The sequence below is a fragment of the Macrococcus epidermidis genome (assembly GCF_024205965.1).
In the GTDB taxonomy this organism is placed as follows: Bacteria; Bacillota; Bacilli; order Staphylococcales; family Staphylococcaceae; genus Macrococcoides; species Macrococcoides epidermidis.
Genome location: NZ_CP073819.1, coordinates 1,828,833 through 1,842,370 on the forward strand (window position 1 = coordinate 1,828,833; position 13,538 = coordinate 1,842,370).

Sequence of the window (13,538 nt, forward strand, 5' to 3'; positions counted from 1 at the left end):
TTATCCATTATATATGAAATATAAAAAATTCTCCCTTATATAAGAGAGAATAAAAAATTATTGTTGTGTTTCAATCTGAAGTTTCTTCCAGTAGTAGTATCCGTATACACTATTAATCAGGAATCCAATCCACATCACAACCATTGTAACACCTGTCGCATCGATTGCACCAGTATGCATCATTTTTCTCACCCAAAGTGTAATAGATACGATATTAACAACAATCCAGAAGAACCATTGTTCTTTAAATCGAAGTGACATCAATACTTGACCAGTTAAATTTAAACTTACATTTAAGGCATCAAGAAATGGTTGACCAGACTTTATACTTTCAAGATATTTAGCAAATGCGAAGTAAAAAGCTCCGCCAAGTAATAAAGTGATTAACCATTGTATCGCTGTTAAACCTTTCGTATCAACTTCCTGAACTTCAACTTTAGGTGTGCTTAACGTATGCATATTACGAATCCATGCATATAAACCGATAAATTGGAATACACCAAATACAACCTGTAAGTAAACTTCACCCATTAAATTTGCCTGATAACTGATCCAGCCATATGTGATGACCTGAATTAAACCGTATAGGAACGTACTTAAACGACCTTTCGCACTCATGATCACACATAGGATACCAGAAATACTTGCTATGACGTTAATCCAGTCAATATCCTTCGTTTTGATAAAGAAATACACAAGAATAGCTACTTGCGCTAATAAAAATAACCCAAAAAATATTTTTTCATATTTCGTAAATCCTCTAAAATCTTTAAATAAAAACATACCCCATCTCCTTAGTTATCTTTTCCATCTGCTAAAATTTCATCTACAAGACGATGTGCTTCTTCATATTTTTCCTGGAAGCTGTCCCCTTTAAGCACAACCATCTTATCTTCCAGTCCTTGATATTTTATTTCATCTAAGAACATCTGATGCATATCAATACGTGCTTTCTGATCCGCCATACTCATATCACGGAAACCATCATCGACATACTGCGTCGTAGGAGGTAATACGATGATCAATGCCCACGTCTGTAAAGAAATATAATAATCAAAGACCGGTGCAATTTTTTCGTAATCTTCTGGTAGTGCATATAATTTCGTATAAAGTTTTGTTGTCATCACGTCTGTATCTGCAAAGAATACTTTACGTGTACCTGGCGAATGAATATGCTTACGATTTAGTTCAAACTGACCAATTCCGATTGCATGTAAGTCTTTAATATCAAGTTCATCATCACGCACCTGGCGTGTCGTCTGGTATTCTCTTGAATATTCTAATGAATACGAAGTAGAATAACGGCGTGCTAAATCTCGTACGAGTGTTGTTTTACCCGTGCTTGCCGTTCCGATAATCAATATATTCTGTACAAAGAAACGTCTGAATGGGCGCGTTACAAAATCCCAGTTTAATATTGGATTCTCACGAATAGAAGTTCCGCTTATACCAGTGATACGACGATCCACTTTCGTAATCTGAACGTCGCTTGATTTGAATTCACCTTTAAAATACTCATCAAGCGGCTGAATATATTCTTCTTCACCAACATAAAATGTTACAGATTCCATCGCATAGTCATTTTCTTTTGCTGCTGTTTCAATCTTTTCCTGAAGTAAAGCAAGCCATGGACCCCAACCGTCAGGATAACGTGGAATATTCGTTTCATCCAATGTTAAAACAGTAACATTCGTGTCATCCTTTAATAATTCACGCATTGCCTTCACACGGTTTGTTAAACTCATACCTGCTAAATCACCACGATCGCCATCATATCCAGAAACAATTACTAACGCATGCGCATTTTCACGTTTCGCTCTAATAATCTGTTCCAGATGTCCAACATGACACGGTGCGAACGTACCAAAATAAATTCCTAAATCTCTCATCTGTCTTACCCCTTTTATGTAAATTAATATCATTATAGCAATTATACGATAATTATCTATCTTATTATTATTTACAATTTCTATATAAACACTTTACATATAATTCATTGCTTCTTCATATTCAAAGTATAAACTGAATTTAAATATGAAGGAGGCGCGTTATGAAATTTATAAAAAAATTAATCATCGTATTATCTATCTTTTTAGCTTTACCCCATTTTATAGAAATTAGTAACGAACCTATCGAAAAAACATTCGTCGCAGATATGAAAAAAGCTCAGTCAAATGATTAAGCTTTTTTCTTTGATTAAAAAGTGAAATTTTTGTGAATTTTGTGTTAAATGATACTTAATTTTTTATGATTATTTAAATTTTCCTTTGACCTTTAAAAGCGTTTTCATTATGATTATCCTATTAGGGGAGTGTAATCAGATGATTACTATAATTAAGGAGGAACAATAGATGGGATTATCAAGAGATTTTTTTATTGCTTTAAGTGAGAACGCAACTTTAAATGAAGCTGCAAAAAAGTATGGTTTAGCATTAGGTGCTAACAAAGTTGTTGCTGGAACTGATGTTAAAACAACAATCGAATCAATTCGTGCATTAAATGCACAAAACATTTCTGCAACTGTTGATAATTTAGGTGAATTTGTTTTCTCTAAAGAAGAAGCAACAGCAGCAAAGAACAATATTTTAACGATGATCCAGGCATTATATGATGCTGGTGTAGATGCACATATGTCTATCAAGTTAACACAAATCGGTTTAGATGTAGATCCGGAATTCTGTTACGAAAATGTACGTGAAATTCTGTTAAAAGCACATGAGTGTGGTAACATGCACATCAACATGGATACTGAAGACTACAATCATACAGTTCAAACTTTTGAAATGTTAGATCGTTTAAAAGGTGAATTTAAGAATGTTGGTACAGTAATTCAAGCTTACTTATTCCGTGCAACTGAAGAAATCGAGAAATATAAAGATGTACGTTTACGTTTAGTTAAAGGTGCTTATAAAGAAGATGCATCTGTTGCTTACCAATCTAAAGAAGATATCGATGCAAACTATATCAAAATTATCGAACAACGTTTATTAAACGCTAAAGCAATGACTTCAATTGCAACACATGATCATAATATTATCGATCACGTGAAGAAGTTTATCGCGCAACATAACTTAAATAAAGATTTAATCGAATTCCAGATGTTATATGGATTCCGTTCTGAGTTACAAGTTGAAATCGCAAACTCTGGTTACAACTTCTGTACGTATGTACCATACGGTGAAGACTGGTATGGTTATTTTATGAGACGTTTAGCAGAACGTCCACAAAACTTACAATTAGTTTATAAATCAATCGTTACACCTGAAGTAGAGCGTGGTGCGATTGTTGCAGGATCAGCTTTAGCTGGACTTGTAGTTTTAAGAAAATTATTTAAGAAATAATCGTTTGAAGACCGTGAACAAATTGTGTTCACGGTCTTTTTTGTTTTTGAGGTTTTGAAATTGGGGGATTACCAATTTCGGGTGAGATTTCGCACTCCAAATTGGGGTTTCACCAATTTCGCACTAGATTTCGCACTCCAAATTGGGGTTTCACCAATTTCGCACTAGATTTCGCACTCCAAATTGGGGTTTCACCAATTTCGCACTAGATAGATTCAACCATCTTATTAAGATTTGCCATCTCGATTGCACCGATTGCCGCTTCTCCACCTTTATTACCTGCTTTCGTACCTGCTCTTTCAATCGCCTGTTCGATTGTTTCAGTTGTAACTACACCAAATATTACTGGTGTTCCATATTCTCCAGCTTTAGCAATCCCTTTTGCTGCTTCATTACATACGTAATCATAGTGTGTTGTCGCACCGCGTATCACACAACCTAATGTAATAATTGCATCGTACTTTTTCTTTTGTGCGAGTTTACTTGCGATAAATGGTAATTCAAACGCACCGGGTACTAAGAAAGTATCGATGTTCTCACTTTCTACGCCATGTCTTTCTAACGTATCAACCGCACCTTCTGTTAAACGGTCTGTTATAAAATGATTAAATCTTGATGTAACAACTGCAATCTTTAAGCCTTGTCCTGTTAATTGTGCACTATAGTTCATATTAATTTCTCCTCCAGTAAATGTCCTAATTTTTCTTTTTTCGTTTCTAGGTAATGTTTATTTATTGCATTGCTTTGAAATTGATGTGGAATTCTCGTTTCAACTTCTATGCCATATTGCTCTAATCCGTTAATCTTTCTAGGATTATTTGACATGAGATTCACTTTACCTATTCCTAAATCCTTTAATATTGAAGCAGCAACAGCATAATCACGCATATCACTGTCAAATCCCAATACATGGTTGGCTTCAACTGTATCAAGTCCTTGTTCAATCTTTTCATATGCTTTTAGTTTATTGATCAGTCCGATGCCACGGCCTTCTTGTCGTAAATAGATTAAAATACCGCCATTTTCTTCAATATGCTGCATGCCTTTTTCTAGTTGTATCCCGCAATCACATCGTTTACTATGGAACACATCTCCTGTCAGACATTCAGAATGTATTCGAATATCCGGAACACCACTATAGTCCTTAACATATGCAACGTGTTCTTTATCACTATAAATCTCACTAAACCCATACATCGTAAAGTCACCAAATTCAGTTGGCATATTTACTTTAGTTTCGCGTGTTACGAGTGGCTTTTCACATTTTATATACTCAACTAAATCGGCAATAGTTATCATCTTTAATCGATGTTCTTCTTTATATATTGCAAGATCATCTCTTCTTGCCATCGTTCCGTCATCTTTAATAATTTCACAGATTACACCTGTCTCGGTTGCACCACAAAGTTTTGCTAAATCTACACATGCTTCTGTGTGTCCGACACGTTCAAGGACACCGTTCGGTTTAGCAATTAACGGGAATACATGTCCCGGTTGATTGAAGTCACTCAAAGTAACATTTGGGTCCGCCAATGCCTTCACCGTACAATATCTTTCAAATGCACTGATACCTGTGGTCGTTGAAACATGGTCGATACTAATGGTAAATGCAGTTTTATTTGGATCCTGATTATTATAAGTCATCGGCTGTAAATTCAAGCGCTCATTTAACGCTGCAGATATTGGTGCACACACCAATCCTCGAGCATGTGTAATCATAAAATTTATCGTATCTTCAGTCATAAAATCTGTTATCGCTACAAGGTCACCTTCATTTTCACGATCTTCATTGTCAACCACGATAATTGGCTTACCTGCCTTTAAATCTTCTAATGCACTTTCAATAGCATCAAACATTACATCATCATCTCCAATTTAGATAAAGAAAGACCACTTTCTTCTTGTTTACTGTTCAATATATACTTTCCTAACATATCGAATTCAATATGTACTTTATCACCTGATTTAAGTTCTGACAGCATCGTACTTCTTACCGTTTCAGGTATGATATTCAGCTCAATTGCATGATCTAATTTAAATATCGTTAAAGATATACCATTAACTGCGATCGAGCCTTTCGGTATAACAAATTTACGAAATTCATCTGGAAGTCTGAGCTTTAACTGCATTGTCTTTTCCATGTGTTTTACGCTTTCTACAACGAGACTCGTATCGACATGCCCGCTTACAAAGTGACCACCAAGCCTTGTTGTCGGTAATAATGCACGTTCTAAATTTACCTTAGTACCTTGCTTCATATTTCGAAACAACGTAATAGCACGCGTATCTTCTAATATATCCACATTGAAGCTCGAATGATTAAAGGCTGTGACTGTAAGACATACACCGTTTACACTGATAGAATCACCAATGTGCATGTCTTCTATAATACGATTACACTCAATCGTCATAAAGGTAGTATCACCCTGTTTATTTAGTTGTGCTATGACACCAACTTCTTCAATGATGCCTGTAAACATCAACATCATCCTTTCTGTAAATCAGTAATACATCCTGGTCGAAAGTCTTAACAGAGACAAGAGAAAGGTCAGTAATTTCTGACATTTGTGAAGGTTGATCAGTTGTTAAAAACTGATGCTTTGAGGATCCACCTAAAATTTTCGGGGCAATATACTGGTGTATTTCATCAAAAGTTCTGGCAGATACAAACGAACGCATCGTCTGCATACCGCCTTCTATAATTATGCGGTTAATTTTATGTAAATATAAAGCTTCTAAAATGGTTTCAGGATGTAGATCAGTGAGTACAATTACCGTAACACCATCAATCGACTGTTTAGTTGTCGTCACAACGATTAATCGTGATTTATCATAATCATTATTATCTTTGTCATTGATTTCGAATAATCCATTAGAAATAACAACTTTCCTGATCCATTTATCTTTATAGTTTCTACTATCAAGAGTTGGCTGGTCATGTTTATATGTATTGTAGCCTACTAGTATGGCATCGCTGGCATAACGGACACGGTGTGCATGATTTCTTGATGCGTCATTAGTAATCCACTTACTAACGTCACTATCATCTGCTGTCTTTCCATCAAGCGTTACACCCATCTTTAATATCGTATATGGTAATTTGTGCAGCTTCGCTTTAAAAAATGGCTGATAATAGTCGTAAATTTCACTTATATACTCTTGTTCTACTTGTATCCCGTGTGCTTTCATATCATCGATACCAGAGTTTAGTGATTCATCACGTACTGCAAACACAACATGTTTAATACCACTATCAATAATTTTTTGTGTGCATGGCGGTGTCTTGCCAAAATGACTACACGGTTCAAGCGTACAGTAAAGCGTAGCGCCGTCTGCATGCGCACCAGCCATATCCAGTGCATTCACTTCAGCGTGTGCTTCACCTTCCGTAAGATGTGCACCAATACCTACTATTCTGTTATCTTTTACTACAATACAACCTACAGCTGGATTACTGCCTGTTTGACCATCCGTCCATTGAACAAGTTCAAATGCTTTATCTAAATACAAGTTATTATTCATCTCCTATAAAAAAATGCCCAAATCATAAGATTTGGGCATTTGTATTTTAGGTTCAATAAATAAGACCATGATAATAGTATTTGCAGAATTTATGCATCAACAAATAAACCATCAAAATGGCACCTTATTCTTTCTCCCATCCAGACTATACTGTCGGTTTCTGAGTTTCACAGAATCAGCATCAAATATATATTATCAGCTCACGGACTATCACCGCCGGTTGGGAATTTCACCCTGCCCCGAAAGAATAGTTATTAACTTGTCTGTCAATTAAGACAATTTCATCATAGCGAAGATTGTATGAAAAATCAATGCAAATAATTTAATTCATCGAAAAATTTAAAGCGTTTGAGACATAAGTCTAGGCTCTCTTCTTTTTAACAGCTTAAACGGCGGAACAGAAGTTGCCCCTGCGACAAAAACCGAACATAAACTATAAATCAAAGAACAATTTATTAGTTTTGTTCGGTTTTTGCTTGTGGCAGACCACTTCTGTCCCAGTCTCTGAAATTATAATTTAAATTGATTATTCACAATCACTTTACCGTTATGGATTACTTTTTCTGCATGGTTCACTCCATAATGATAAGGGATATATTCATGATTCTTTGCATGCCAGATGACTAGATTCGCTGCATCACCAGCATCGATCGTACCTGCGTCAACACCGATTGCTTTCGCTGCATTAACCGTTACTGCATTCCAGATTTCTTTTGGAGATAATTTCAATTTAAGCGCAGCGATACTCATTACCATCTGTAAATTACTTGTAACACAACTTCCCGGATTATAATCCGTTGCAATCGCAATTGCTCCATTGTTGTCTAACATGCCGCGAGCATCTGCATATTCTTCTTTATTTAAATAAAAAGTTGTTCCTGGTAATAATACAGCTACTGTATCACTATCTTTTAACATCTGTTTACCTTTTTCGCTTGCTGCAACAAGGTGATCAGCACTAATTGCTTCTTCTTCTATCGCTAACTCTAATCCACCTAACGGGTCGATTTCATCTGCATGAATCTTAACAGGTAAACCAGCCGCTTTTGCTGCCTGCATATATTTACGAGACTGATCTATTGTAAATACACCTGTCTCACAGAAAATATCTGCAAAATCTGCAATATCCTTAACTTCCTGTAGATCTTTAATACATTCATCAATAAATGTTTCACTATCTTTATCTTTTGGTACTGCATGCGGTCCAAGATATGTGTGTTTCATATTGATGCCGTATTTCTCCTGAAGACGTTTAGATACACGCAGTTGCTTTAACTCATGTTCTAAAGATAAGCCATATCCACTCTTGCTTTCTACACTTAGTACGCCGTGATGAATCATTCGTAGTAATTCATGCTCAGCTTTCTCGAATAGTTCTTCTTCAGATGCTTCACGCGTAGCTTTCACCGTCGAATGAATTCCGCCACCTTGTTCTAAAATTTCAAGATAAGAAACACCTTGACGCTTTAAACTCATCTCATGTTCACGTGAACCACCATGTACTAAATGTGTATGGGCATCAACAAGTGCAGGAGACACAGTTTTATGCATTCCATCGATCGTCTCTTTAGCCTCAAAGGCTTCGCTAAATTCACCGGCATATATAATCTTGCCATCTTTTATCACAACTGTACCATTTTCAATTACTTTTAGCTCAGCAAGTTCAGCACCTTTAAGCGGCTTTTCTGTCTTCTTTGGTAAGATCAGTTCACTAATATTCTGAATGATGATATCGTTCATTTTCTACATCCTTTCAAATATATATTGATAGCTTAATATCAGTATTAAACTATTTTATTTATCTAACATCGGTACGTTGATACCTTTTTCTTTCGCAACATCAATCGCAATATCGTATCCTGCATCAACGTGTCTCACTACACCCATACCTGGATCAGTTGTTAACACACGTTGTAATCGTTCTTCAGCATTCTTCGTACCATCTGCAACAACAACCATTCCTGCATGTAGCGAGTAACCCATGCCCACACCACCACCATGATGGAATGAAATCCATGATCCACCTGCTGCAGTGTTAATTAAAGCGTTCAATACTGCCCAGTCACCAACTGCATCACTACCATCTTGCATGCTTTCAGTTTCTCGGTTTGGACTTGCAACACTACCTGCATCTAAATGGTCACGACCGATTACGATTGGTGCAGAAATTTCACCTGTCTCAACAAGTTTATTTAATGCTAACCCCATTTTAGCGCGTTCACCATAGCCAAGCCAAGCGATACGAGAAGGCAATCCCTGGAACGCAATCTTCTCACTTGCTAAATCTAACCAGCGCATCAATTTCTTATTATCCGGGAATAGCTTTCTCATCTCTTCATCTGCACGTTCAATATCTTTTGGGTCACCACTTAATGCTGCGAAACGGAAAGGTCCTTTACCTTCACAGAATAGCGGGCGAATGTAAGCAGGAACGAATCCAGGGAAGCTGAATGCATCTTTAACCCCTTCATCAAAAGCAACTTGTCGAATATTGTTTCCGTAATCGAATGCTACAGCACCACGATTTTTGTATTCAAGGATGTATTCCACGTGTTTCGCCATTGATTGCTTCGCTAAACGCACAACTTCTTCAGGATTTGTCTTACGTAACTCAATTGTTTCTTCGAGTGAATAATCTACAGGCACGTAACCATTTAACGGGTCATGTGCTGACGTTTGGTCAGTGACAATATCAACTTTGAAATCTTTTTCGAGTAATGCTTTGTATACATCAACAGCGTTTCCTACTAAACCAATAGATAACGCTTCCCCTTTTGCTTTCGCTTCATTCGCTAAACGAATAGCTTCATCTACGTCATGTGTCTTAACATCACAATAACGTGTTTCGATACGCTTATCAATACGTGATTCATCAACATCGATACCGATCACAACACCGCCGTTCATCGTTACAGCTAAAGGTTGCGCACCACCCATACCACCAAGACCTGCTGTTAATGTGATCGTACCTTTTAAATCACCATTAAAATGCTGGTTTGCAAGTTCACCAAACGTTTCATAAGTCCCTTGAACAATACCTTGAGAACCAATGTAAATCCAGCTTCCTGCAGTCATCTGACCGTACATCATTAGACCTTTCTTATCTAATTCATTGAAATGTTCCCAGTTTGCCCATTTAGGTACTAATACTGAGTTTGATAACAGGACACGTGGTGCCTGATCGTGAGTTTTAAACACTGCGACAGGTTTACCGGACTGTACAAGTAAAGTTTCATCTTTCTCTAAGTTGCGTAAGCTTTCAACGATTGCATCAAAACTTTCCCAGTTACGTGCTGCTTTACCGATTCCGCCGTAGACAACTAAATTCTCTGGATGTTCTGCTACTTCTGGATCTAAATTATTATATAACATACGAAGAACAGCTTCCTGTTCCCATCCTTTACACTCAATCTCTAAACCTTTCTTTGCTCTAATATTTCTCATCATAAAATCCTCCTATTATATTAAAAAATGAATAATGCGAATGGAATTGTGATTAATAATGTTAATACGACTCTTTCAAACCAGATAACAACAAGTTTCCAAATTGGAATCTTAATATCAGTTGAAACGATAACAGGTACTACACTTGAGAAGAAAATAATTGCCGAAATACTCATAACACCTGTCGTAAATCTCGTTATCAAATCTGCATCCTGAGATATTGCTGCCGGTAATAACATTTCAATGACTGAAAGTGTAGATGCTTCAGCAAGAACAGGAACGTTAATACCAGGGAATAATGATAATATCGGATAGAATATTAATGATGCATATTTAATAATTGGTGTATACTTCGCTACGAGTAAACCCAGAAGTCCAATCGACATGATTGAAGGCATAATCGCCATCGTCATGACCACACCATCTTTAATGTTAATAATGATGTTTTGTAGTAATGTGTTCCCATGCTTTATGGCCTCTTTTGCTTCTGAATATGCTTCTTTCAATAAAGGCATCCCTTTACTTATCTCCTCTTTATAAGGAATATCATTATATGTTTTATTCGATTCAAATTTAATCGGCGGAATATGAACAGTGATCGCAGTCACTATAAAAGTGATAACCAATGTACTCCAGAAAAATAAATTCCAGTGATCCATAATTCCTAAAGTTTTTGCAACGATGATCATGAAAGTTGCAGATACAGTTGAAAACCCTGTTGCGATGATAACTGCTTCCTTATGTGTATAATGTCCTTCTTTATATACTTTATTAGTAATTATCAATCCGATTGAATAACTACCAACAAAAGAAGCTACAGCATCAACAGCTGATTTACCTGGTGTATTAAATACCGGTCTCATAAACTTTCTGCAAAGTACACCGATAAATTCGAGTAATCCATAACCAACAAGTAAAGAGAGAAATACCGATCCTATTGGAATCAATAAGCTTAACGGAACCGCTAATTTTTCAAATAAAAATGGTCCTAAATCAGGTAACAAAACAAATTCTGGACCCACTTCAAATACAACCATGAAACCAACAATTACTCCTAGAATCTTAAATATTGTAAATGATAGATCAGTAAAACTTTTCTTCCAGCTACCATTTAAAAATGGATAAATCGCTCCAACAATAATTAACAGCAATACATAGTATGGTAACACTGGTGCTAAACTTACTTTTAACCAATTCACGATATGATCGATAATAATCGTATTATTCTCTCCAATTGTGATTGGAACAAAGAAACAAATAATACCTATGATGCTATAAACATAAAACCTCCACATCTACATCCTCCTCATTTTCTGAATATTCTATCTACATTTTCATTATAATTTGTTATCATATAGATATCTAATATCAATAAACTAATAATTAATAGTTTCAATCTATTAATAAAAGGAGATTATATGAAAATACTGCATTTTGAATATTTTATCGCCGTTGTAGAACACAATAGTTTCACGCGTGCTGCAGAATATCTTCACATCGCTCAACCATCGTTAACAACAGCAATAAAAAAATTAGAACAAGAATTAGGATATGCGCTTCTTACACGTTCGACAAAAGCAATCAAAATTACTGAAAAAGGCATATTGTTCTATCAGTATTCAAAAGAAATTGTCAAAGCTTATCACCATACTGTTGAAAAGATGTATGATTTGAACGAGAGTGATTTCCCTAAAATAAAGATTGGTATATTGGAATCAACAAATCGATGGGTATCACAAGTCGTCAAAAATCACGCAAATCAATTTGAATCACAGCGATATCAAATTAAAGAAATTCTTTCGGTCAGAGATTCTTTAAAAGCACTGATAAACTATGATGTGGATATTGCAATTACAAATGAGTTAATCAATGATGAAGCGATTAATTCCCTTCCTCTATACACTGAAGAATATATTATTTTAGGAAATCAAAATGATTTGGCGGATAAAGTCGTTACATTAGACCAACTGCCGTTAATATTACCGAATGAATCATTTCAAGTCAGACAACATTTAAACGATTATTTTAATCGCCATGCAATTAGACCAAATATTGTAATGGAAGTCGATCGTTTCGATACTGCATCTAATTTTGTGCATGACGGTTTAGGATATGCAGTTGTTCCCAAAATATATTATCAATCCTTTAATGCAAACCAACTCACTGCCCATAAAATCGAACCAACAATTAATCGTACGATTTATATCAACTATCACAAAAAAAGAAAGCACTCATCGAGAGTACTTTCTTTAATTGATAGGTTTATTCAATATTGGAATTTCGATGCAGTATATGAAACATAATATGACCGACCATTTTAGCTGTACGTCCATCAATATCATATTCCGGGTTCATTTCAGCAATACTGATATGTTGCGTTTTATCATACTTCAATACTTCTAAAATCAGACGGTACACCTGCTTTGGACTTAATCCAAAGCTACAAGGTGCACTAACGCCTGGTCCATATGCACTATCAATCACATCAAGGCATAGCGTAAGCATAATGACATCATATTTATCAATAAATGATGCGATGCATTCGTTTGTACTGTCCTGATCAATCTGTTCAGCGAGCACATATTCAACACCACGTTCCTTTGCAATGTTAAACAGATGCTGTGTATTTGCTGCTTGCTGAATGCCAAGTACCAGATAACCTGCTTCAGGATCTTCATCTATAATCTGCTTAAACCCTGTGCCACTTGTTGCATATTTTGCATCACGTAAATCGAAATGCGCATCAATATTAATTACACCAATGGATTGATGTGGATAAATCTGTCTTAATCCTTTGTAATGCGCATATGAAATATCATGACCGCCACCTAATAACATATGAAACTTCGCAAGTGAGTGGCTTTTCTTAATCATATCCGCATATTCAATTTGCACGTTTTCAACATAGGTTTCATCAGTCGATATATTCCCAAAGTCACCAATCGTTATATCGTTCATCAAAGCCATATTGCCAAATTTTTCTCTTATTGCATCCGGTCCCTGTTGTGCTCCAATGCGACCTTGATTTAAGTACACGCCACGGTCAACGGCATATCCAAGTATACCGACATCATATTGAGGTGCATAATCTTCTATTTGTTCATTTTCACGATTATCATCTATTTCTTCAAGATCAACGACATCCACAACCTGAAAATTTCTAAAATGCGCTCTTTTTTCAGTATCATCAATTCTACCAGTCCATAAATTTTCATCGCCCTTTGTATACAC

At 35.9% G+C, this 13,538-nt stretch carries 13 protein-coding genes and 1 riboswitch; of the genes, 3 read left to right on the top strand and 10 right to left on the bottom strand.

What is annotated here, in order from left to right:
* Positions 1-57: 57 nt before the first annotated feature.
* Both pnuC and KFV12_RS09635 read right to left on the bottom strand, forming a co-directional pair.
* Positions 58-783, bottom strand: a complete 726-nt coding sequence (gene pnuC, locus KFV12_RS09630) for a nicotinamide riboside transporter PnuC (protein ID WP_254256655.1) — start codon at positions 781-783, stop codon at positions 58-60.
* Between the two features lie 11 nt (positions 784-794).
* On the bottom strand, positions 795-1,889 hold the full coding sequence (locus KFV12_RS09635; RefSeq protein WP_254256656.1) for an AAA family ATPase: 1,095 nt from the start codon (positions 1,887-1,889) through the stop codon (positions 795-797).
* Positions 1,890-2,050: 161 nt separating this feature from the next.
* On the opposite strand from KFV12_RS09635, the gene KFV12_RS13310 reads away from it, so the two are divergent.
* Positions 2,051-2,182: a hypothetical protein gene (locus KFV12_RS13310; protein WP_255724750.1), complete on the top strand. Its 132-nt coding sequence runs from the start codon at positions 2,051-2,053 to the stop codon at positions 2,180-2,182.
* 169 nt (positions 2,183-2,351) lie between these two features.
* A complete protein-coding gene (locus KFV12_RS09640; RefSeq protein WP_111716499.1) occupies positions 2,352-3,341 on the top strand; it encodes a proline dehydrogenase family protein in 990 nt (329 codons plus the stop codon).
* Between the two features lie 205 nt (positions 3,342-3,546).
* Here KFV12_RS09640 and ribH read toward each other — a convergent pair whose 3' ends face one another.
* The 7 genes from ribH to KFV12_RS09675 all read right to left on the bottom strand — a co-directional run bounded on the left by ribH (position 3,547) and on the right by KFV12_RS09675 (position 11,602).
* Positions 3,547-4,011 (bottom strand): 6,7-dimethyl-8-ribityllumazine synthase, encoded by a 465-nt coding sequence (ribH, locus tag KFV12_RS09645; protein WP_111716498.1) that lies wholly within the window; start codon positions 4,009-4,011, stop codon positions 3,547-3,549.
* Entirely contained in the window at positions 4,008-5,198 is a 1,191-nt protein-coding gene (gene ribB / locus KFV12_RS09650) for a 3,4-dihydroxy-2-butanone-4-phosphate synthase (RefSeq protein ID WP_254256657.1), read from the bottom strand. The genes ribH and ribB overlap by 4 nt, the downstream gene beginning before the upstream one ends.
* On the bottom strand, positions 5,198-5,821 hold the full coding sequence (locus KFV12_RS09655) for a riboflavin synthase (RefSeq protein ID WP_111716494.1): 624 nt from the start codon (positions 5,819-5,821) through the stop codon (positions 5,198-5,200). The genes ribB and KFV12_RS09655 overlap by 1 nt, the downstream gene beginning before the upstream one ends.
* Entirely contained in the window at positions 5,802-6,851 is a 1,050-nt protein-coding gene (ribD, locus tag KFV12_RS09660; protein WP_170122527.1) for a bifunctional diaminohydroxyphosphoribosylaminopyrimidine deaminase/5-amino-6-(5-phosphoribosylamino)uracil reductase RibD, read from the bottom strand. Before ribD ends, KFV12_RS09655 begins: the two co-directional genes overlap by 20 nt.
* 136 nt (positions 6,852-6,987) lie before the next feature.
* Positions 6,988-7,114: riboswitch (FMN riboswitch) on the bottom strand.
* Between the two features lie 259 nt (positions 7,115-7,373).
* Positions 7,374-8,603: an imidazolonepropionase gene (gene hutI, locus KFV12_RS09665; protein WP_254256658.1), complete on the bottom strand. Its 1,230-nt coding sequence runs from the start codon at positions 8,601-8,603 to the stop codon at positions 7,374-7,376.
* 54 nt (positions 8,604-8,657) lie between these two features.
* Positions 8,658-10,307, bottom strand: a complete 1,650-nt coding sequence (gene hutU, locus KFV12_RS09670) for a urocanate hydratase (protein WP_254256659.1) — start codon at positions 10,305-10,307, stop codon at positions 8,658-8,660.
* A gap of 20 nt (positions 10,308-10,327) precedes the next feature.
* Complete coding sequence (locus KFV12_RS09675) at positions 10,328-11,602, bottom strand: YjiH family protein (RefSeq protein ID WP_254256660.1); 1,275 nt, start codon at positions 11,600-11,602, stop codon at positions 10,328-10,330.
* 123 nt (positions 11,603-11,725) lie between these two features.
* Between KFV12_RS09675 and KFV12_RS09680 the strand changes: the two genes are divergently transcribed.
* Positions 11,726-12,610, top strand: a complete 885-nt coding sequence (locus tag KFV12_RS09680; RefSeq protein ID WP_111716486.1) for a LysR family transcriptional regulator — start codon at positions 11,726-11,728, stop codon at positions 12,608-12,610.
* Here the strand turns inward: KFV12_RS09680 and hutG are convergent.
* Positions 12,570-13,538, bottom strand: coding sequence for a formimidoylglutamase (gene hutG / locus KFV12_RS09685; protein ID WP_170122526.1), 969 nt, complete (start codon positions 13,536-13,538; stop codon positions 12,570-12,572). The genes KFV12_RS09680 and hutG overlap by 41 nt on opposite strands.

Bases quoted from the DNA above. Each gene is read 5' to 3' on its own strand.
- pnuC (WP_254256655.1), bottom strand. From the start codon at position 783: ATGTTTTTATTTAAAGATTTTAGAGGATTTACGAAATATGAAAAAATA.
- KFV12_RS09635 (WP_254256656.1), bottom strand. From the start codon at position 1,889: ATGAGAGATTTAGGAATTTATTTTGGTACGTTCGCACCGTGTCATGTT.
- KFV12_RS13310 (WP_255724750.1), top strand. From the start codon at position 2,051: ATGAAATTTATAAAAAAATTAATCATCGTATTATCTATCTTTTTAGCT.
- KFV12_RS09640 (WP_111716499.1), top strand. From the start codon at position 2,352: ATGGGATTATCAAGAGATTTTTTTATTGCTTTAAGTGAGAACGCAACT.
- ribH (WP_111716498.1), bottom strand. From the start codon at position 4,011: ATGAACTATAGTGCACAATTAACAGGACAAGGCTTAAAGATTGCAGTT.
- ribB (WP_254256657.1), bottom strand. From the start codon at position 5,198: ATGTTTGATGCTATTGAAAGTGCATTAGAAGATTTAAAGGCAGGTAAG.
- KFV12_RS09655 (WP_111716494.1), bottom strand. From the start codon at position 5,821: ATGTTTACAGGCATCATTGAAGAAGTTGGTGTCATAGCACAACTAAAT.
- hutI (WP_254256658.1), bottom strand. From the start codon at position 8,603: ATGAACGATATCATCATTCAGAATATTAGTGAACTGATCTTACCAAAG.
- hutU (WP_254256659.1), bottom strand. From the start codon at position 10,307: ATGAGAAATATTAGAGCAAAGAAAGGTTTAGAGATTGAGTGTAAAGGA.
- KFV12_RS09675 (WP_254256660.1), bottom strand. From the start codon at position 11,602: ATGTGGAGGTTTTATGTTTATAGCATCATAGGTATTATTTGTTTCTTT.
- KFV12_RS09680 (WP_111716486.1), top strand. From the start codon at position 11,726: ATGAAAATACTGCATTTTGAATATTTTATCGCCGTTGTAGAACACAAT.